The sequence below is a fragment of the Ruegeria conchae genome (assembly GCF_000192475.1).
In the GTDB taxonomy this organism is placed as follows: Bacteria; Pseudomonadota; Alphaproteobacteria; order Rhodobacterales; family Rhodobacteraceae; genus Ruegeria; species Ruegeria conchae.
Genome location: NZ_AEYW01000005.1, coordinates 15,577 through 34,936, shown reverse-complemented (window position 1 = coordinate 34,936; position 19,360 = coordinate 15,577). Strand labels below are relative to the sequence as shown.

The 19,360-nt window shown below is 56.9% G+C and carries 19 protein-coding genes; 11 read left to right on the top strand and 8 right to left on the bottom strand.

Annotated features, from left to right (window positions below):
• Positions 1–4: 4 nt before the first annotated feature.
• Positions 5–1,375, bottom strand: coding sequence for a mechanosensitive ion channel family protein (locus G7G_RS0104315; protein ID WP_010438764.1), 1,371 nt, complete (start codon positions 1,373–1,375; stop codon positions 5–7).
• Between the two features lie 73 nt (positions 1,376–1,448).
• Here G7G_RS0104315 and G7G_RS0104310 point away from each other — a divergent pair, with 73 nt between their 5' ends.
• From G7G_RS0104310 to G7G_RS0104285, 6 genes are all read left to right on the top strand, one after another.
• On the top strand, positions 1,449–1,556 hold the full coding sequence (locus tag G7G_RS0104310; RefSeq protein ID WP_010438763.1) for a hypothetical protein: 108 nt from the start codon (positions 1,449–1,451) through the stop codon (positions 1,554–1,556).
• A 43-nt stretch (positions 1,557–1,599) separates the two neighbouring features.
• Complete coding sequence (leuC, locus tag G7G_RS0104305; RefSeq protein ID WP_010438762.1) at positions 1,600–3,003, top strand: 3-isopropylmalate dehydratase large subunit; 1,404 nt, start codon at positions 1,600–1,602, stop codon at positions 3,001–3,003.
• Between the two features lie 38 nt (positions 3,004–3,041).
• Positions 3,042–3,596, top strand: a complete 555-nt coding sequence (locus tag G7G_RS0104300; RefSeq protein WP_010438761.1) for an HdeD family acid-resistance protein — start codon at positions 3,042–3,044, stop codon at positions 3,594–3,596.
• A 42-nt stretch (positions 3,597–3,638) separates the two neighbouring features.
• Entirely contained in the window at positions 3,639–4,244 is a 606-nt protein-coding gene (gene leuD / locus G7G_RS0104295) for a 3-isopropylmalate dehydratase small subunit (RefSeq protein WP_010438759.1), read from the top strand.
• Between the two features lie 330 nt (positions 4,245–4,574).
• Positions 4,575–5,405, top strand: coding sequence for a hypothetical protein (locus G7G_RS0104290; protein ID WP_010438756.1), 831 nt, complete (start codon positions 4,575–4,577; stop codon positions 5,403–5,405).
• Positions 5,402–6,424 carry an endonuclease/exonuclease/phosphatase family protein gene (locus tag G7G_RS0104285; RefSeq protein WP_010438753.1) on the top strand — a complete coding sequence of 341 codons (1,023 nt, stop codon included), beginning with the start codon at positions 5,402–5,404 and terminating at the stop codon, positions 6,422–6,424. Before G7G_RS0104290 ends, G7G_RS0104285 begins: the two co-directional genes overlap by 4 nt.
• 10 nt (positions 6,425–6,434) lie before the next feature.
• On the opposite strand, the gene G7G_RS0104280 is transcribed toward G7G_RS0104285, so the two are convergent.
• Positions 6,435–7,340 (bottom strand): Rossmann-fold NAD(P)-binding domain-containing protein, encoded by a 906-nt coding sequence (locus G7G_RS0104280; protein WP_010438751.1) that lies wholly within the window; start codon positions 7,338–7,340, stop codon positions 6,435–6,437.
• Between the two features lie 83 nt (positions 7,341–7,423).
• Here G7G_RS0104280 and G7G_RS0104275 point away from each other — a divergent pair, with 83 nt between their 5' ends.
• Positions 7,424–8,317, top strand: coding sequence for a LysR family transcriptional regulator (locus G7G_RS0104275; protein WP_010438749.1), 894 nt, complete (start codon positions 7,424–7,426; stop codon positions 8,315–8,317).
• Positions 8,318–8,323: 6 nt separating this feature from the next.
• Here the strand turns inward: G7G_RS0104275 and G7G_RS0104270 are convergent, their stop codons facing one another.
• Positions 8,324–8,851 (bottom strand): redoxin domain-containing protein, encoded by a 528-nt coding sequence (locus tag G7G_RS0104270; RefSeq protein WP_010438747.1) that lies wholly within the window; start codon positions 8,849–8,851, stop codon positions 8,324–8,326.
• 91 nt (positions 8,852–8,942) lie between these two features.
• On the opposite strand from G7G_RS0104270, the gene leuB reads away from it, so the two are divergent.
• On the top strand, positions 8,943–10,046 hold the full coding sequence (gene leuB, locus G7G_RS0104265; RefSeq protein ID WP_010438745.1) for a 3-isopropylmalate dehydrogenase: 1,104 nt from the start codon (positions 8,943–8,945) through the stop codon (positions 10,044–10,046).
• A gap of 56 nt (positions 10,047–10,102) precedes the next feature.
• Here the strand turns inward: leuB and G7G_RS0104260 are convergent, their stop codons facing one another.
• A complete protein-coding gene (locus tag G7G_RS0104260) occupies positions 10,103–12,289 on the bottom strand; it encodes a transglycosylase domain-containing protein (protein ID WP_010438742.1) in 2,187 nt (728 codons plus the stop codon).
• 257 nt (positions 12,290–12,546) lie between these two features.
• Here G7G_RS0104260 and G7G_RS0104255 point away from each other — a divergent pair, with 257 nt between their 5' ends.
• Both G7G_RS0104255 and G7G_RS0104250 read left to right on the top strand, forming a co-directional pair.
• Complete coding sequence (locus G7G_RS0104255; protein WP_010438740.1) at positions 12,547–12,885, top strand: P-II family nitrogen regulator; 339 nt, start codon at positions 12,547–12,549, stop codon at positions 12,883–12,885.
• A gap of 33 nt (positions 12,886–12,918) precedes the next feature.
• Positions 12,919–14,241, top strand: a complete 1,323-nt coding sequence (locus G7G_RS0104250; RefSeq protein WP_010438738.1) for an ammonium transporter — start codon at positions 12,919–12,921, stop codon at positions 14,239–14,241.
• 67 nt (positions 14,242–14,308) lie between these two features.
• Here the strand turns inward: G7G_RS0104250 and G7G_RS0104245 are convergent, their stop codons facing one another.
• The 4 genes from G7G_RS0104245 to G7G_RS0104230 all read right to left on the bottom strand — a co-directional run bounded on the left by G7G_RS0104245 (position 14,309) and on the right by G7G_RS0104230 (position 17,280).
• Positions 14,309–15,493 carry an amino acid aminotransferase gene (locus G7G_RS0104245; protein ID WP_010438736.1) on the bottom strand — a complete coding sequence of 395 codons (1,185 nt, stop codon included), beginning with the start codon at positions 15,491–15,493 and terminating at the stop codon, positions 14,309–14,311.
• On the bottom strand, positions 15,493–16,347 hold the full coding sequence (gene sseA, locus G7G_RS0104240) for a 3-mercaptopyruvate sulfurtransferase (protein WP_010438733.1): 855 nt from the start codon (positions 16,345–16,347) through the stop codon (positions 15,493–15,495). Before sseA ends, G7G_RS0104245 begins: the two co-directional genes overlap by 1 nt.
• A gap of 93 nt (positions 16,348–16,440) precedes the next feature.
• Positions 16,441–16,710, bottom strand: a complete 270-nt coding sequence (locus tag G7G_RS0104235; RefSeq protein WP_010438730.1) for a CBU_0592 family membrane protein — start codon at positions 16,708–16,710, stop codon at positions 16,441–16,443.
• Between the two features lie 12 nt (positions 16,711–16,722).
• Positions 16,723–17,280 (bottom strand): helix-turn-helix domain-containing protein, encoded by a 558-nt coding sequence (locus G7G_RS0104230; RefSeq protein ID WP_010438727.1) that lies wholly within the window; start codon positions 17,278–17,280, stop codon positions 16,723–16,725.
• 104 nt (positions 17,281–17,384) lie between these two features.
• Between G7G_RS0104230 and ilvD the strand changes: the two genes are divergently transcribed.
• Positions 17,385–19,217 (top strand): dihydroxy-acid dehydratase, encoded by a 1,833-nt coding sequence (ilvD, locus tag G7G_RS0104225; RefSeq protein WP_010438724.1) that lies wholly within the window; start codon positions 17,385–17,387, stop codon positions 19,215–19,217.
• Positions 19,218–19,360: the final 143 nt, after the last annotated feature.

The following is a 19,360-nucleotide window of genomic DNA, read 5'->3' as shown; positions in this document are numbered from 1 at the left end:
CGGCTCACTCTTTGGCGAGTTGTTGCGCCTCTGCGTCGTCCGGCAGCAGACGAACTTCACGTTGTGGGAAGGGTAGCGAGATGTCTTCAGCCTGGAACGCATCCCACAACGCCAGATAAACATTGCCCCGGATGTTCGTCAGCCCTTTGGTCGGATCACTAATCCAGAACCGCAGCACATAGTCCACGCTGCTGTCGCCAAAACCGGTGATGTGGCAGACGGGTTCATGGGATCCTCCACTTAACACTCGACCAACCGATTTGACGGCTCGTATCGCCGTTGCCCTCACTTTGTGAGGGTCGTCGCCATAGCTGGTTCCGAATTCCAGATCCAGCCGAACAAACTTGTCCGAATGCGACCAGTTCACCACCTGATTGGTGATCAAATCCTCGTTTGGGATCAGGTATTCCCGCCCATCGCGCGTGACAACCGAGACATAGCGCGCGCCCAGCGCATTGATCCAACCGAACGTATCGCCCAGCGAGATCACATCGCCCGGCTTGATCGATCGGTCCATTAGAATGATGATGCCCGAAATCAGGTTCGAGACCACTTTTTGTAGCCCGAACCCGATCCCTACACCAATCGCGCCGGACAACAGCGCAATCCCGGTCAGATCAAAGCCAAGCGTGCGGATCGCGGCCATGAACACTGCGCCATAGAGCAGCACCTGAATTCCCTTGGCGAGTAACACCTGAATCGATGGCGTGATGTCATCATTGCTCATAAGCCCGCGTTCAGCCGCGCGGGTCCCGATCCTTGCGAGCGTTAGTAGAATGCCGATCAGCAGGACGGCTTTGATGATCCCCAACGCCGAGATATGGAGATCACCTATCGAGAGCGCCACACCGTCCAGAAAACCGGCGACATCATCCGTCAGATTCAGCGCGATTAGCGTCGCATAGACCCACATGGACCATTTGAAAATCTGCCGCAGTGTCCGGTTGCGCACCAAGCGCGATGCCAACGCAATGGCCAACCAAGCCGCTGCCAGGGTCGCAAATACACCTATGATATAGCTACGCGAAGGCCACGTTGTTTGCTGCATGACCCAGTAGAGCCCCCAAGTCAGCAGCACGAAATAGACCAGCGTCAAACGCCGCATCAGTTGGATCAGAATGCGCAGCCGCCATTTCGGCCAGCCGGTACGCGCGCGCGCCCATACATCCCATCTTTTTTGCGTCAGAAGTTTCAGAAGAAACGCCAACGCCCATAGGAACAGGATGATAACCAATTGATACTGCCGCCAACCGGGCGTGACCATCAGCTCGATCAAATTTTCAATCTGTTCTGAAAAGGCTGCCGTCATATTGCCGTAAAGCTCGGACAGCGTTTCTGGTAACAGATCCTGGTTCATGCCTGTCAGCTTGGCCATCCATTTGAGGGGATGCAAGCCCCTACCCGGATTGAACCTTGATTGACGGTAAACCCCGTTATATCTGGAGCGCATGAGACTCAATGTGGCCCAAGAACAGAATCTGGAAGATCGCGCGCGGTTGCGTGAACGGTTCTTTGGGGCCGCCCGCACGGTTCTGGCACGCCTACCCGTCGCCTGAGCCACCTCGCCAGCTATTTCTCATTACATACGGGAGAGGACCGATGTCCCCCAAAACACTCTATGACAAGATCTGGGATGCCCATGTCGCGCATGAAGCCGATGATGGCACCTGCCTGCTGTATATCGACCGCCACCTGGTTCACGAAGTGACCAGCCCACAGGCGTTCGAAGGCCTGCGCATGGCGGGCCGCAAGGTGCGCGCCCCGGAAAAAACCATCGCTGTACCGGACCACAACGTTCCGACCACCCCGGACCGCGTGAACGGGATCGAAAACCCGGAATCACGCATTCAGGTCGAGGCACTGGACAAGAACGCCAAGGATTTCGGCATTCACTACTATCCTGTGCATGACGTTCGTCAGGGCATCGTCCACATCGTTGGCCCCGAGCAAGGCTGGACCTTGCCCGGCATGACCGTTGTCTGCGGCGACAGCCACACTGCGACTCATGGTGCATTCGGCGCTCTGGCCCACGGCATCGGCACGTCTGAGGTTGAACACGTTCTGGCCACGCAGACACTGATCCAGAAGAAGTCCAAGAATATGAAGGTGGAAATCACTGGCAAACTGCAGCCAGGCGTGACCGCCAAAGACATCACCCTAGCCGTGATTGGTGAGACTGGTACCGCTGGCGGCACTGGCTACGTCATCGAATACTGTGGCGAGGCGATCCGCGATCTGTCGATGGAAGGGCGCATGACCGTCTGCAACATGGCGATCGAAGGCGGCGCGCGCGCTGGCCTGATCGCACCGGATGAAACCACATTTGAATATGTCAAAGGCCGCCCGCATGCCCCCAAAGGTGCACAGTGGGAAGCCGCAATGGACTGGTGGAAAACGCTTTATACCGACGAGGGCGCGCGTTTCGACAAAGTCATCACGCTGCGTGGTGAAGATATCGCACCAGTCGTCACTTGGGGCACCAGCCCCGAGGACGTGCTGCCGATCACTGCATCCGTACCGCATCCCGAAGATTTTGAAGGTGGTAAAGTAGACGCGGCCCGCCGTTCGATCGAGTACATGGGTCTGGAAGCCGGTCAAAAGCTGAGCGACGTTGAAATCGACACTGTTTTCATCGGCTCTTGCACCAATGGTCGGATCGAAGACCTGCGCGCTGCGGCGGAAATCCTGAAAGGCAAGAAGATCAAGGACGGCATGCGCGCCATGGTCGTACCAGGCTCGGGCTTGGTGCGTGCACAGGCCGAAGAAGAAGGATTGGCCGAAATCTTCAAAGATGCCGGGTTCGAATGGCGTCTGGCGGGATGCTCAATGTGTCTGGCGATGAACCCCGACCAACTGCAGCCGGGTGAGCGCTGTGCAGCGACTTCGAACCGCAACTTCGAAGGTCGTCAGGGCCGCGGTGGGCGCACCCATCTGCTCAGCCCCGCAATGGCTGCCGCAGCGGCAATCACTGGACGGCTGACAGACGTCCGTGAAATGATGTAAGACTCTCTCATATCTAGATATTTGATGGAGAGACTAACATGAGTGATTGGGTCAAATGGCTACTGCTGGGACTTTTGTCCATAGCATTCGGTGTGTTCGTATTGGGCGCGCCGGTCGTGGCGTCCGTTGCCGTAACAGTAGTAACCGGTGTGTTGCTGCTGATCGCAGGCGGATTGCAGATCGTTGGTGGCTTCACGGTTGAAGGCGCTGGCAACAAAATCCTGTCACTCATCATGGGTGCGGTCATGCTGTTCCTGGGCTGGTCCTTTCTGGATCACCCGCTGCAGGGCACGCTGACGCTCGCGACTGTGGTGCTGATCCTGTTCATGGCAGGCGGCATCGCGCGGATCATTCTGTCGTTCCAAATGAAGGGAACACAGTTTTTCTGGCCCACGATGATCTCGGGCATCTTGTCGATCATCCTCGCAGGCATCATCTGGAGCTATGTGGGGCAGGAACCGCAGGCGTTGTTGAGCATTCTGGGAATCTTCCTGGGCATCGAGATGCTGTTCAACGGGTTCGGATTGGTCTTCATGGCGTTCTTCGTCAAGAACGCACCCAAGGACGAAACAACAGAAGCGAAAGAAGCTTAAACGCGGGGCATGGGCGCGGCCCTCTCCCGCAGGAGTGTAGAAATGGAAAAGTTCGAAAAAGTCCACGGGGTGGCCGCCCCAATGCCGTTGATCAATATCGACACCGATATGATCATTCCCAAAGTGCACCTGAAAACCATCAAGCGGTCCGGCCTTGGCGTCGTGCTGTTTGACGAGATGCGTTATCACGACCACGGCGGCGAGAACGAAGAGTTCGTACTGAACAAACCCGCCTATCGCCAAACCGAGATTCTGGTGGCGGGCGACAATTTCGGCTGCGGCTCATCCCGTGAACATGCGCCTTGGGCGATCAAGGATTTCGGCATCAAGGTCGTGATCTCGACCAGTTTCGCCGACATCTTCTTCAACAACTGCTTCAAGAACGGCATCCTGCCCATCGTGGTGGAAGAGGAACATCACGCGATTCTGATGGATGACGCGCATAAGGGCGAGAATGCTCGTATGACCGTGCATCTGGAAGATCAGCAGATCACCACATCAGATGGCGTGGTCATCGAATTCGACATCGACCCACACCGCAAACACTGCCTGCTGAACGGTCTGGACGATATTGGTCTGACGATGGAAAAAGACCATCACATCGACAAGTTCGAGGATCACGCAAGCCAAGCCCGTCCCTGGGTATGATTCTGGGGACGAATCTGTTGATACTCAACTTAACGGGGTCGCAAGCGCGGCCCCGTTCGCATTCTTGGGGTTAAATCTCCCCAATCTACTACATCTAGGTATCATTTTGATATACACGTCGGATTTGCGTCGAAATTGATGCAATCCCGCACCAGTTGCGCCATCATTTTGCCCGAAACTCAGTGTTTTCTGCACTCTGACTTGAGCGAATTACCGCTTATCAGCCAAGGTGGCACCTAACAGGTAGCCGCCAGTGAACGAGTGGCGCGCGCAAGTTGGACGACAAGTCGACTTAGAATCGACAGCTCCGGTTTGGAAAGGGTTCGGATTGTGATTGCACGCACGACGGGCGCGGCGATACGTGGATTATTGGTGGCACTGATGGTGCTAACCCCCGCGTTATACCTGCCCACATCGACGTCTAACGGGACTGAGATTATCGTCTTTCTGGCGATCCTCGCGTTTATTCTAACATTCTCTGAATATAATTCAGCCTTCCCCAGCTTTATCGAATTCCGTGACGCCCCGCCGGTAAACAGGTTGCGTTTTGTTGGCCTAATGTCGATGGTCACCTTTTTAACGCTGATCTGTAAGAATGCGTATGCACCCACGGATCTTACGGGCGTATTCTATTCTATTGGCTTGATGGTCGCGAATGTGGTGGACTTTCCCTATTCGCCTGTTCGGCTCGTGGTTCTTGTGCTTCCCGGAAACGCCAGCGCACCACTTATTGAGCTTGTCAGTATATCAGCCAGCATCGCCTATGTCGCGGCTTTGGTCACCATCGCGAGCTTTGCCTACGCCGTAAAACTCAGAGGATGGCCAACAGGAAATGGCGCGTTCAACGTTTGGACCAATCTGCCTTTGTTTGACCCAACCAAGGGTGGAGATGTTGTTGCCCGATTGCAGCGCGATGGGCGGTTGAACATCGCAATTGGGGCGTTGCTGCCCTTCCTGATCCCTGCTGTAATCAAATTGACAGCCGAATTTATCACGCCGATCACGCTCGGCAATCCCCAGACTCTGATCTGGACGCTTTGCGCCTGGGCGTTCCTGCCTGCCAGCATGATCATGCGCGGTATGGCGACCCTGCGCATTGCCAACCTGATCGTTGAAAAACGCCGCGCCTATTCAACATCCGAGTCTACACAGATCGCATGATCCGACTGCTGGTCCTGTTAATGCTGCCCTGCGTGGCGCAGGCAGAGACATTGCGCGTCGCAAGTTACAATACTGAACTCAGTCGCAATGGACCTGGCCTGTTACTGCGCGACATCCTGCGGGAAGACCCACAGGTTACGGCGGTGATTGAGGTGTTGGTAACAACCCGCCCAGACATCGTTTCACTGCAAGGGCTCGATTGGGATCTGGACGGGCTAGCGCTCGACACTCTGGTTGATGCACTGGAAGGCCATGGCTTGAATTATCCCTACAGCTATTTCGAGCAACCCAATTCGGGGCTCGAAACCGTTGAAGATTTAGATGGGGACGGCGAAACTGGTGGTCCGGGCGACACACAGGGATGGGGGCGCTTTACGGGCCAAAGCGGCCTGGCAGTCTTATCCCGCTATCCCATCGCAGCCAGAGAGGTCCAGTCCTATACCGAGTTGCTTTGGAACGAACTTCCCGGTGCCCGGCTACCAAAAATAAACGGAAATCCATTTCCCTCACCTCAGGCACAAGCCATTCAAAGGCTGTCATCCACATCACATTGGGTCGTCCCGATCGACACCCCTGTTGGTCGTATCAATTTGATGACGTTTCACGCCAGCCCCCCTGTCTTTGATGGTCCCGAAGATCGCAACGGGTTACGCAACCGGGATGAAGTTCGATTCTGGTCGCTACTGCTGGACGGTAAATTGGGGCCTACTCCTTCAGATCGGTTCGTCATCGCAGGCGATGCCAATCTGGACCCGCACAACGGCGAAGGGCACAAGGCTGCAATCAACGATCTTCTTGCCGACCCTCTGATCCAAGACCCTGTGCCATTGGACCCTGCCGGATCGGCCGCAACAGTTCAATGGAAAGGGGTAGGCGAAATGAGAGTGGATTACGTATTGCCCTCATCCGATTGGCACGTGCACGATGCAGGTATTTACTGGCCTGAGACCGAAGCCCGAGCTTCGGCAGAAGCAGCAAGCCGTCACCGGCTTGTCTGGGTCGATCTCATCAACCAATAGGCGCCTGCGGTCATGATCGCAAAGCTGCACCGGTTCGTTGCGCCGCAGCAGAGACTTTAGGTTTTGGGATCGCATTTCTAAGCGCCTCGTTCGGTTCAGTCAGCGAAAATCCCGGCAGCAATTCGTTAAAGAAACTTCCATCCAGACGATGCGGTGTATCCCATAGGTAGCGCATTTCAAGCAGATGTGGGGCTAGACGCCAGAAGGGGCGGGCCAACTGCAACGGCCACCACGCCATCTGCTTAAGCGCAATGTCTTGCCCAGTCATCTGTGACAACATCTGTGCCATTTCATTGCCGGTCAGAGTGTAACCTGCAAAGGGAACATCACAGAATCGCGGCAGCTCGCCGCGTATGTCTGCCAGGGCCACGGCGGATCGGGTCAGATCGGGCAAGTAGGCCCAAGAATGCTGGATGTCGGGATTGCCCGGGTACACAAAGCGACCGCGCTGCAAGTGTTTGATCATGATCTGATCAAACCAGTTGCCCGAGGCCGTGGTGTCGATGAAGTCACCTGCGCGCAACATAATTGTCCGCACGGATGAAGCGCGATATGCCTCTTCCATTTCGATGCGGATGCGCCCCAGCGGATTGCGTGCAAGATGGGGTGTTTCACTGGACCAAGGTCCAGGCGTATCCGCGCCGAAGACATAAACGTTGCCGGGCACAATCACTGTCAAATCATGTTCAGATGCCACATCTATGACCTGTCGATGCAATTCAGGGACTTGTTTCGCCCAATCGGGATACAGCGGGTTCCATGCGTTCACGATAACGTCTGCCCCGCGTGCCGCCGAGTGTAGATTGTCGCTGCGTCGATCAAACCGGCGCACGCCCCAACCCGCGTTGGAAAAAGCCTGTGCAGCATTGCGACCAAAGCGGCCACTGGCCCCGAGAATAAGTGCTGTTTGTGACATCGGTCCCTCCATTCAACACCAATCTATTCATTCATCAGTATTTGGAAATTGCCAAAAACCGCAGATTATGTATTCGTTTTTGAATGGCAAATTCTCTTCAACTTTCTGACTGGTCCTTGATCCAAAGTTTTCTCGCTGTTGCGGAAACGGGTTCATTATCCGCGGCCGCGAAGCAACTTGGGCGCAGCCAGCCAACGCTGGGGCGTCAGGTGCATGCGCTGGAAGAAGAATTGGGCGTGTCGCTGTTTGACCGCCACGCGCGTGGGTTGACGCTCAGCGAGGTGGGGCAGCAAGTGCTGCCGATGGCGCAGCAGATGTACAGCGCGGTCAATGCGCTTGGTTTGACGGCAGCCGGGCAGGCGCAGCAGTTGGAGGGCTCGGTCAGGATTACCGCCTCGGTCTTTGTCTCGCACCATTTACTGCCACCGATAATCGCCGCGATTCGTCAGGCTGAACCGGCTATTCAGCTTGATCTGGTCGCCTCGGATGCCAGCGAGAATCTATTGTTTCGCGAAGCCGACATCGCCGTGCGCATGTACCGCCCCGAACAAGTCGACATCGTCGCAAAGCATATCGGCGAGGTGCCGTTATGTTTCTGCGCCTCACGGTCCTATCTGGACCATGCAGGACGGCCCAATACGCCGACAGAGCTGATGCAGCACGACCTTGTGGGATTTGACACCAACGAAGACATTATTATCGCGATGCGTAACAAAGGCTGGCCTGCCAGCCGGGACAGCTTTGCCACGCGGTGCGATAACCAGACGGCTTACTGGGAATTGATCCGCGCAGGTTGTGGAGTGGGGTTCAGCCAGCTCAGCATTGTGCTGGCTGATCCAGAGGTCGAGGTGTTGGACATTGATGTCGAGATACCGGTGCTGCCGGTCTGGCTGGCCGCCCCTCAGGCGATGCGACAGACCCCGCGCATCCGCAGGGTCTGGGATCTGTTGGCCGAAGGGTTGAAGGCGCGGCTGTAAAGCCGCCTACAGCGCGCCAGTATAGGTGCCGCGCGCAGGATAGTTATTGGCCAAGGTAAATTTCAAACCGCCGACGATGTCGGACATAGTCGGTCGAGCAAAAGGCGTTGTCTGCTGCCAGACGTAATAGAGAGTCTGATCAGGCTTGATATAGAAGTGCCCCGGTTCAGCGAATAACGCTGGCTCGGCACTACCTTCACGAGCCACGGAGATGTTCAGACCCCAGACATCCCGCGCATCGGCCATGGACAGGCCGTACCCAACACGCAGTTTCGAGACCCCGGCTTTCTCCACCGTTTCCGCCGCTCGTTCGCCGGCATCCGTAGTGATCATGATCACCTCGACCCCCAATTCGGCGAAATCACCCAGCGCAGCTTCGACCTCACCCATCTGGCGAATGCAGATCGGACAGTGCAAGCCGCGATACTGTATCACCAGAGTTCCGTTTTCGCCCGTGTCACGCTCAAGATCAAAGGTACCATGGCCTACAGTTTCGATTTTCAGCGATGGGGCCGGATTTCCGGGTGTCAGCATGTGGTTTCCTCGTGATTTGGCGGGTTCGTCTCATTGACCCGATGCGCCGCAAACGCTAGGGCCTGTGCGACAAAACGCAAGGAGACTGTCGATGTCCAACCCCTCGCTCCTCATCCTGCCCGGAGACGGAATTGGCCCGGAAGTTATGGCCGAAGTGCGCAAAATCATCGATTGGTTCGGTGCCAATCGCGGTCTTCAATTTGACGTGAGCGAGGATCTGGTTGGCGGCGCTGCCTATGACGCACACGGGAAGCCCCTGTCGGATGAGACCATGGCCAAGGCGCAAGAGGTCGATGCCGTTCTGCTGGGTGCTGTTGGTGGCCCTAAGTATGACGATCTGGACTTCAGCCTGAAGCCCGAACGCGGCCTGCTGCGTTTGCGCAAAGAAATGGACTTGTATTCCAACCTGCGCCCCGCTCAATGCTTTGACGCGCTGGCGGATTTCTCGTCGCTGAAGAAGGATGTGGTAGCCGGCCTCGACATCATGATCGTGCGCGAGCTGACCTCGGGTGTTTATTTCGGCGAGCCGCGCGGCATTTTCGAGGAAGGCAATGAACGCGTTGGCATCAACACCCAGCGTTACACCGAGTCCGAGATCGAACGCGCCGCGCGTTCGGCATTTGAGCTGGCGATGCGCCGGAACAAGAAACTGTGCTCGATGGAAAAAGCCAATGTAATGGAGTCGGGCATCCTTTGGCGCGAAGTCGTAACCCGCGTGGGCCAAGAATACCCCGAGGTCGAGCTGTCGCATATGTATGCCGACAACGGTGCGATGCAGCTGGTGCGCGCGCCCAAGCAGTTTGACGTGATCGTCACCGACAACCTGTTCGGCGATGTGCTGTCCGATTGCGCCGCGATGCTGACCGGGTCTTTGGGTATGCTGCCTTCCGCCTCACTTGGCGCACCGATGGCCAATGGTCGCCCCAAGGCGATGTACGAACCGGTACATGGATCCGCCCCCGATATCACGGGTCAGGGCAAAGCCAATCCGATCGCGTGTATCCTCAGCTTCGCCATGGCGCTGCGCTACAGCTTCGATCAGGGCGACGAAGCAGGTCGTCTGGAAGCCGCGATCGAAAAGGTTCTGGCCGATGGCGTTCGCACGGCCGATCTGCTGGCAGAAGAAGGTGTTCAGCCAGTATCGACCAGTGAAATGGGTGATGCAATTCTGGCGGCACTCGACGAAAGCGTCTGATCTTACGATCATTCAGACATCAAAGGCGGTGCCCAGCGCACCGCCTTTTTTGTATGTCAATTTCCGAAAATGTTGTTCAGCAGATTGTTGATCGCCTTATCCAAGCCGGTCTGTTTCTTACGGCGCTGTTGCTGAGGCTGAGCAGTTCTGACCGGTGGGTCCGGCTCCAGCATCGGCAATGGCGTTGGCGTCATTCCTTCCGTGACGCGCAACATCGTCTCTTTCCAAATTTCCGCCGGTAGACCGCCGCCCGTCACACCCGACAAAGGTGTATTGTCATCATACCCCATCCAAACACCCGCAACGTAATCGGCTGTGAACCCGATGAACCACGCATCCCGCGCGGCCTGAGTCGTTCCGGTTTTGCCCGCCACCTGCCAGCCCGGCAGTTTTGCGCGCCCACCAGTGCCTTCCGAGACCACGCGCTCCATCATCCAGGTCAGTTGCTTGGCGGCCTTGTCGTTGATGACGCGTTCACCGATACCGGTTGTCGTGACCATGACGGGGTCGGACTCACCCAGCAGCTTCAGCTCAGTCAGGCCATAGGGTTCCACCGCTGAGCCGCCGTTCAGGATACCGGCATAAGCGCCTGTCATCTCGATCAGCGTGCTTTCCGATGCGCCCAACGCCAGCGCGAGCCCTTCGGCCAGATCACTTGAAAGGCCGAAACCGCTGGCAACGGTGCGGACATTATCAAGCCCAGAAATATCTGCCACTTTGACCGCCGGGATGTTCAATGAATTCTTCAGCGCATCCGCAAGAGTCACCCGACCATAAAACTTGTGGGTGTAGTTCTTCGGGCACCACTGACCCGACCCTGCGATATCCCAGCAGGTCGGTTCGTCCATAACCGTATCCAACGGTGAATATCCCAGCTCCAACGCCGTCGCATAGACAAACGGTTTGAAAGACGACCCCGTCTGACGCAGAGCCTGCGTGGCTCGGTTGAACGCGCCTGATACTCGGGTCTTGCGGCCACCGACCATACCGCGCACAGCGCCATCCGCGGACATCACCACAATAGCGGCCTGCGCTTTGGACCCTTCGCGCACTTTTTCTTGGAAGATGAACTTCAGTGCCTCTTCCGCCGAGGTTTGAATGCGCTGATCCAGCGTGGTCCGGATCACCACGTCCTCGGTTGTGTTACGTGTGAAAAACTCAGGCCCACTGGCCATGACCCAATCGGCAAAATAGCCACCGGCCCGGGCGGCGGCGGCTTCAGACAACTGCGCCGGACGGCTGCGGGCCTCGCTTGCCTGCGCGCTGCTCAGATAGCCTTGAGCCTCCATTAGCCCAACCACCAACCGTGCCCGGTCCTGCGATCGTTGCAGGTTATTCGTGGGCGCATAGCGAGAAGGTGCCACCAGAAGTCCCGCCAACATTGCGGCCTCGGCCGGAGACACTTCGGCAGCCGAAATCCCGAAATAGCGCTGGCTGGCGGCTTCGAAACCGCGCGCTCCTGCACCGAGGAAGGCCCGGTTCAGATAGATCGTCAGAATTTCATCCTTGGAGTATTTGACCTCCATCGCAATGGCGTAAACCGCCTCTTTCGCTTTGCGCCAAAGCGAACCCTGACGGCAATCAGCTTCGTAAGCGGCCTCGGATTCCCACGCGCTGGGATCATAAGGCACACCAAGACACAGCAGCTTTGCTGTCTGCTGCGTGATGGTCGAGCCACCGTGGCCAGACAACGGTCCGCGCCCTTCGCTCAGGTTGATGCGCACCGCGCTCGCGACACCGCGCGGGCTGACGCCGAAATGGCGGTAGAACCGCTTATCCTCGGTCGCGATCACGGCATTCTTGAGATGCGGCGAAACTGTATCTGCCGTAATCACGCCGCCAAACTGATCGCCGCGCCAGGCAAAGACCTTGCCATCACGATCCAGCAACGTCACCGAGCCCTTGGCTCGCCCATCCAACAAGGCATCCACATCCGGTAGTGATGTGTAAACGACACCGACGGCCAGCGCCAACAACAGGCCCGCTACCGCACCAATCCGCCATGTGACGCCCCAGAACAGACGCCAGAGCCAACGGAACAGGCGTCGGAAAATGCCGCCCCCTTTGCCGCCGGAACTGCGACGCGTCTTCTTCCGCGCTGTCTTGCGCGGGGCGGTTTTTCGGGCAGCCGACTTCTTACCAGCAGGTTTTGCAGCCCGCTTGGTCGCCGCAGGTTTTCGACCTTTGGACGGGTACCTTTTATCCGCGACCAGTCGCGGTTTTCGGCGGTTGGACTCAGTCATGCTCAAACTCTGCCCGGCTATACTTTTGGGGCACCATACCCCGCCGGAACGGCCATGTAGAGGTGTGAAATTCTGGTATTTCCCCTCACTTGTTTGCCCATTTTTTCATCAAATAGCGCTGTTCGTGCAAAAAATGTGCAAATTTTCTGATTATTCCCCCTCATTTCCCCTGTGAGAGCGTTCCTTCAGAGCCTCGAATGCGCATTTTTCTGCAGGTGCAAAATGCCCGGCCACCCGGGGTAATAGAGGGGAAAGACGTGAAACTGATCATTGCGACAATCAAACCGTTCAAGCTTGAGGAGGTGCGCGAGGCGCTGACCAATGCAGGCGTGCGCGGCATGATGGTGACTGAGATCAAAGGGTTCGGCTCGCAATCGGGTCACACCGAGATTTATCGCGGCGCAGAATACGCTGTGAATTTCGTACCCAAGATCAAGCTTGAGATCGTGGTGCCCGCCACGATGGCCGACCAGATCATTGAGACCATCACCACCACCGCCAAGACCGGCAAGATCGGTGATGGCAAGATTTTCGTCCTCGATGTCGAGCAAGCCCTGCGCGTGCGGACCGGGGAAACCAACGAAGAAGCGCTTTAAGCGCGCTCACTCACAATCATTCGAGGACTGACAATGAACCTGATGAAATCTCTCATCCCTGCCGCCGCGATTGTCGCGTTGCCGCAGATGGGTCTTGCACAAGAGGCCGCTACCGGCGAGCCCGCGCAACACACCCAATACATCTTCACCACGCTGCTGTTCCTGATGGGCGGCTTTCTGGTGTTCTTCATGGCCGCAGGCTTTGCCATGCTCGAAGGTGGGCTGGTGCGGTCCAAGAACGTTGCTATGCAGATGACCAAGAACATCGCCCTGTTTTCCATTGCTGCGATCATGTACTGGCTGATCGGTTTCAACCTGATGTACCCCGGTGATGGCTGGACCATTTCAGGCTGGCTGGGTCCGTTCTTCTCGACAACCGTGCTTGATCCAGTGGGCGTTGGTGCAGATGCAGCCGCACTTGACTACGCCTCGATCGGATCAGATTTCTTCTTCCAACTGGTCTTTGTCGCCGCAACCGCCTCGATCGTATCCGGCGCAGTGGCTGAGCGGATCAAGCTTTGGCCTTTCCTTGCCTTCGTGGTTGTCCTGACCGGCATCATGTATCCGATCTCGGGCTCGTGGCAGTGGGGTGGTGGCTGGTTGTCCGAAGCTGGCTTCTCGGACTTCGCGGGTTCGACCATCGTGCACTCGGTCGGTGGCTGGGCAGCTCTGGCAGGTGCCCTCATCCTTGGGCCGCGCATTGGCAAGTACAAAGACGGCAAAGTGCACCCGATGCCCGGTTCGAACCTGGCGCTGGCTACTTTGGGTACCTTCATCCTTTGGCTGGGTTGGTTCGGTTTCAACGGTGGCTCGCAGCTGGCCATGGGCACCGTAGGAGATGTCTCGGACGTATCGCGCATCTTTGCCAACACCAACATGGCCGCCGCATCAGGCGCGGTTGCTGCCTTGATCCTAACGCAGCTGCTGTACAAAAAGCCTGACCTTACCATGGTGCTGAACGGCGCGCTGGCCGGTCTGGTTTCGATCACCGCTGAACCCCTGGCCCCAACCCTGTTCGGCGCCCTATGGATCGGTGCCGTTGGTGGTATCATCGTAGTCTTCGCGGTTCCGATGCTGGACAAGTTCAAGATCGACGATGTTGTGGGCGCTATCCCGGTTCACCTGTTCGCCGGTATCTGGGGCACGATTGCCGTGATCTTCTATGGCGAAGCCAGCCTGATCACGCAGCTGACCGGCATCATCGCGTACGGTGTATTCACCTTTGTCGCCGCTCTGATCCTGTGGACCTTACTGAAAGCCACTGTCGGTATCCGCGTCAGCGAAGAAGATGAGATCAACGGTCTCGACATGGCTGAGCTTGGTATGGAGGCCTATCCGGAGTTCTCCAAAGGTTAATAGCCAACCATATACAAACAAAAACCCGGGCTTCACGCCCGGGTTTTCCATTTTTCAGAGACGCGCTTCAGACACCAACATCAATGATCGCCTGAGCCAGAATCGGCACGGTCGTCGCATTCAATCCCGCAATATTCAGACGGCTATCACCAACCATGTAGATACCATGATCCGCACGCAGCTTCTCGACCAGCTCAGGGGCAGCGCCCAGCCGCGAAAACATTCCTCGGTGTTGCGCGATAAACCCGAACCGATCCGATCCGCTGAGGCGCTGCAACTCGTCCGCCAGTTGTTGACGCAGGCCCAGCATCGACAAGCGAACTTCTTCCAGCTCGGCGGCCCAATCGGCGCGCAGAGCCTCATCATTCAGGATCGTGGTCACAACGCGCGCGCCATGATCGGGTGGGAAAGAGTAATTTTGGCGATTCAGAAACGCCAGAGAGGATTGGTTCAACGCCGTCTGAGCTGGATCATCACTGATCGCCATCAGCAGTCCAGTACGTTCACGATAAACGCCAAAGTTCTTCGAGCAGGACGCCGCGATGAGGCAGCGTTTCACGGAAGAAGCCACCAGACGCGTCGCCTGCGCATCTTCCTCAAGACCATCGCCAAAGCCTTGATAGGCGATGTCGATCATCGCCACGAGACCGCGTTCGTTGATCAGGTTCACGACTTCCTGCCACTGCACCATGTTCAGGTTGGCGCCCGTTGGGTTGTGGCAACAACCATGCAGCAGAACCACGTCGCCCGCATTGGCAGTTTTCAGATCTTCGATCATACCATCGAAATCAACACCACGGGTTTCGCTGTCAAAATAGCGGTATTCGGCGGTTTCAATCCCCAGATAACGCAGGATCGACGGATGGTTTGGCCATGTAGGGTTCGACAGGAAGACACGGGCCGACGGATTTGCCATGCGGATTAGTTCAAACGCCTGACGACAAGCCCCGGTTCCGCCGGGGGTCGCCACGGCAGCAATATTGCCACGTGGCACTGCGTCCCCAAGGATCAGACCGATCATCGCATCTGCATAAGCCGGATCGCCCGCCAACCCGGTATAAGCCTTGCTTTCTTGCTCTTCGAGAATTCGCTTTTCGGCAGCCTTCACTGCACGCATCACCGGTGTGACACCTTCGGCGTTCTTGTACACACCGACACCCAGATCGATCTTTTGATCACGTGGGTCTTCGCGGTACATCTGCATCAGCGCCAGAATCTTGTCAGCGGGTTGCGGTTTGAGGTTCTCGAACATCAGTTCTCTCCGGTTGCGACGGGCAGGGTCGGGAAGGCACCCCATTCAGCCCAGGAGCCGTCATAAAGCGAGTGGTCTTTCTTACCCATGCGCTCAAGCGCAAGGCTGAGGATCGCTGCGGTCACGCCCGACCCACAGGATGTGATCGCGGGTTTCGACAGGTCCACACCTGCAGATTCGAATATTACACGACAGTCTTCGGGTGATTTCATCGTGCCGTTTTTGTTCAGCAGCATTCCAAATGGCACATTGCGAGAACCGGGGATATGGCCCGAACGCAACCCTTCACGTGGCTCAGCCTCGGCACCAGCGAAACGTGATGCCGAACGGGCATCGATTATCTCATGATCATGCAGTTTGGCAGCCGCAGAAACCTGCGTGACATCGCGGATCAGATGGTTCTGCACCCGCACAGTCATGTGACGGTCGCGAATGACAGGAGGCAGGTCCTCAATCTCTCGACCTTCGGCCTGCCATTTGGGCAACCCACCATCCAGAACGGCGATGTTTTCCTGCCCCATCAGACGGAACATCCACCAGACCCGTGCTGCCGACATCAGACCAGCGCCATCATAAACCACTACCTGATGGCCATCACCCACTCCCATTGCCCGCAAGCGCGACATGAATTTCTCGACCGGAGGTGCCATGTGCGGCAGATCCGAACGATGATCGGAAATCTCATCAATATCGAAATAACGTGCACCGGGAATGTGGCCCGCGTCATACTCTGCCTTGGCGTCGCGAGCTTGCTGCGGTAGGTACCACGACCCATCCAGTATCCGTAGATCCGGATCTTTGATATGAGCGGCAAGCCATTCGGTAGAAACGAGGGTTTTTGGATCGTCCTGCATCAAAGCCTCCCCTAAGCGAGCTTGGGTTTTCCCTATACTCGGCGCGATGCGGGTTCAAGGCTGGATAGCGCTAGCGCTTCGGTAGCATTGGATTTAACCCGCCCGACGCAGGCGAAAGTGCTGAATGATCCCGATCACGCTGATGATTATCCAGAAGCCTTCGATCAGCATCGATGCCAGATTGAAGTTCTGCATCAGCGAAAACACGATCAGAACCGAACCGATCAGGTTCACCACTGGAAAGGCCAGATCGTCCGAATTCATCATGCGCATCTGGGTGGCAAAATAAGCTACAACCACGATCAATGCCCCGAAGGAGCCGATCGCATCGACGAATGTCAGGCTGTCAAAGAAGGCAGTCACGGGGATTCGATCCTATTCTAGGTTTTCGGCCGATTGGGAATAGTGGTGCATGTTCAGGAACGCCGCCCCCTGATCACCAGCGCGGTATCCATGCGGTAAATCAGCAGCGAAGCGCAATCCCTGCCCAGCTTGCAGCGGAATCCATTTGTCCGCGCGCAGAATTTCCAAAACTCCGCTGAGCACAAAGACCTCTTCGGTCACCCCCGCCGCATGGGCTGGCGACTCGTGGCTTTGGTTCGGGGACAGCTCAACATGAAATGTCTCGGCTCCCAATGCCGGATCAAAGGGAAAGACAATCTTAACCTCGATGCTTCCCGGAAATGTCACGGTACTGAACACATCGGTATCTGCCGTGTCGCGCATTGCGGCGGTGCCAATCAAAGCGCTCAGCGGCAATTGGAAGCCCTTCGCGATCTTCCACAAGGTCGCGATGGTCGGGCTTGATTCGCCGCGCTCGATCTGACCCAACATGGCTTTACTAACCCCGGTCAGTTCGGCCACTTTAGACAGGCTTAACCCCGATGCAGCGCGAACATCCCTTAGTTTCAGCGTTAACTCGTCTGATTCCATACCCAAGCCTTGCGATTTGCCTTGTGCGTTATAACGTACATATGATACGTGCGCTATAACGTACACACCCAATATCGCAGCTTGGGCAATAGGGAAACAGCATCATGCCAATGTACCGATCCAGAACCTCCACCCATGGCCGCAACATGGCCGGCGCCCGTGGCCTATGGCGCGCCACCGGAATGGGCGACGACGATTTTGGCAAGCCAATCATAGCGATCGTCAACTCGTTCACTCAATTTGTACCTGGCCACGTGCACCTGAAGGATCTGGGCCAGATGGTTGCTCGCGAGGTAGAGGCCGCAGGCGGCGTGGCTAAAGAGTTCAACACCATCGCGGTGGATGACGGGATCGCCATGGGCCATGACGGGATGCTGTATTCCCTGCCCTCGCGCGAGGTGATCGCGGATTCGGTCGAATACATGGTTAACGCCCATTGCGCTGATGCGATGGTCTGCATCTCGAACTGCGACAAGATCACACCCGGTATGCTGATGGCGGCCATGCGTCTGAACATCCCGGCGATCTTCGTCTCGGGTGGTCCGATGGAAGCCGGCAAAATCGACATCGCCGATCTAGAGGCCAAAAAGATCGACCTTGTGGATGCGATGGTCGCTGCTGCTGACGACAAGTTCACTGACGAACAGGTCCAGCATATCGAAGAAAACGCCTGCCCGACCTGCGGATCGTGCTCGGGCATGTTCACCGCAAACTCGATGAACTGTCTGGCCGAGGCGCTGGGGCTGGCCCTGCCGGGCAACGGTTCGACATTGGCTACGCACGCGGACCGCAAAGAGCTGTTCCTCGAGGCCGGTCGCCGCATCGTCGAGATTACCAAGCGGCACTATGATTTGGACGAAAAAGGCTTCTTGCCGCGTGAAATCGCGACGTTTGATGCCTTTGAAAATGCCATGAGCCTCGACATCGCAATGGGTGGCTCGACCAATACCGTGCTGCACCTGCTGGCCATCGCGCATGAGGGCGAAGTTCATTTCACCATGTCCGACATGGATCGGCTCAGCCGCCAGGTGCCCTGTCTGTGCAAGGTCGCGCCAAATATCGAAAATGTGCATATGGAAGACGTCCACCGCGCCGGTGGCATCTTCTCAATCCTCGGCGAACTCAGCCGCGCGGGTCTGTTGCACGAGCACTGCCATACGGTGCATTCGGGTACGATGGGTGAAGCGATTGCCAACTGGGACATCAAGATCGCCAACAACCCGAAGGCGCAGGATCTGTTCAAGGCCGCGCCCGGAGGCGTGCGCACCACGCAGGCCTTCAGCCAATCAAACCGGTTCAAAGAGCTTGATATCGATCGTGAAGGCGGCGTTATCCGCTCGAAAGAACACGCGTTCAGTCAGGATGGCGGTCTGGCTGTGTTGTTCGGGAACATCGCGCGCGACGGCTGCATCGTGAAAACGGCAGGTGTTGATGAGAATATCCTGAAATTCACCGGCTCTGCTTATGTTTGCGAAAGCCAGGATCAGGCGGTGAACGATATTCTGACCGGTAAGGTCAAAGAGGGGGACGTGGTGGTTATCCGTTACGAAGGCCCACGCGGAGGTCCGGGCATGCAAGAAATGCTGTATCCGACTTCTTACCTGAAATCCAAAGGTCTGGGTAAAGCCTGTGCCTTGCTGACCGATGGGCGTTTCTCGGGTGGAACCTCGGGGCTGTCGATCGGCCATGTCTCACCAGAAGCCGCTGAAGGTGGCGAGATCGGTCTGGTACATACGGGCGACAAAATCGAAATAGACATCCCCAACCGCACAATTCATTTGGCAGTCTCTGACGAGGAGCTTGCGGCCCGGCGCGAGGCACAAGACGAAAAAGGCTGGCACCCCGCCAACCCACGCAAACGCAAGGTATCAACCGCCCTCAAAGCCTATGCAAAACTGGCAACCAGTGCCGCAAAAGGCGCAGTACGCCAGGTTTGACCTAGTTCAAACGTAAGTGCTCCCGCGCCCGCAGCGGAGCATCGGCTGCACCGATAGCCCTTGTAGACTTGGGTCCGGCACCGCGCCATGCGCGGCGCCGGACCCAACCAGAGGAGACGTCTTGTCAGAGACGTTGACGATGG

What these genes read in the sequence shown, in the direction of transcription:
- G7G_RS0104315 (WP_010438764.1), bottom strand. Translation starts at nt 1,375, where the DNA reads ATGGCCAAGCTGACAGGCATGAACCAGGATCTGTTACCAGAAACGCTG.
- G7G_RS0104250 (WP_010438738.1), top strand. Translation starts at nt 12,919, where the DNA reads ATGAACCTGATGAAATCTCTCATCCCTGCCGCCGCGATTGTCGCGTTG.
- G7G_RS0104300 (WP_010438761.1), top strand. Translation starts at nt 3,042, where the DNA reads ATGAGTGATTGGGTCAAATGGCTACTGCTGGGACTTTTGTCCATAGCA.
- G7G_RS0104285 (WP_010438753.1), top strand. Translation starts at nt 5,402, where the DNA reads ATGATCCGACTGCTGGTCCTGTTAATGCTGCCCTGCGTGGCGCAGGCA.
- G7G_RS0104275 (WP_010438749.1), top strand. Translation starts at nt 7,424, where the DNA reads ATGGCAAATTCTCTTCAACTTTCTGACTGGTCCTTGATCCAAAGTTTT.
- leuC (WP_010438762.1), top strand. Translation starts at nt 1,600, where the DNA reads ATGTCCCCCAAAACACTCTATGACAAGATCTGGGATGCCCATGTCGCG.
- G7G_RS0104230 (WP_010438727.1), bottom strand. Translation starts at nt 17,280, where the DNA reads ATGGAATCAGACGAGTTAACGCTGAAACTAAGGGATGTTCGCGCTGCA.
- leuB (WP_010438745.1), top strand. Translation starts at nt 8,943, where the DNA reads ATGTCCAACCCCTCGCTCCTCATCCTGCCCGGAGACGGAATTGGCCCG.
- G7G_RS0104280 (WP_010438751.1), bottom strand. Translation starts at nt 7,340, where the DNA reads ATGTCACAAACAGCACTTATTCTCGGGGCCAGTGGCCGCTTTGGTCGC.
- ilvD (WP_010438724.1), top strand. Translation starts at nt 17,385, where the DNA reads ATGCCAATGTACCGATCCAGAACCTCCACCCATGGCCGCAACATGGCC.
- sseA (WP_010438733.1), bottom strand. Translation starts at nt 16,347, where the DNA reads ATGCAGGACGATCCAAAAACCCTCGTTTCTACCGAATGGCTTGCCGCT.
- leuD (WP_010438759.1), top strand. Translation starts at nt 3,639, where the DNA reads ATGGAAAAGTTCGAAAAAGTCCACGGGGTGGCCGCCCCAATGCCGTTG.
- G7G_RS0104270 (WP_010438747.1), bottom strand. Translation starts at nt 8,851, where the DNA reads ATGCTGACACCCGGAAATCCGGCCCCATCGCTGAAAATCGAAACTGTA.
- G7G_RS0104245 (WP_010438736.1), bottom strand. Translation starts at nt 15,493, where the DNA reads ATGTTCGAGAACCTCAAACCGCAACCCGCTGACAAGATTCTGGCGCTG.
- G7G_RS0104310 (WP_010438763.1), top strand. Translation starts at nt 1,449, where the DNA reads ATGAGACTCAATGTGGCCCAAGAACAGAATCTGGAAGATCGCGCGCGG.
- G7G_RS0104260 (WP_010438742.1), bottom strand. Translation starts at nt 12,289, where the DNA reads ATGACTGAGTCCAACCGCCGAAAACCGCGACTGGTCGCGGATAAAAGG.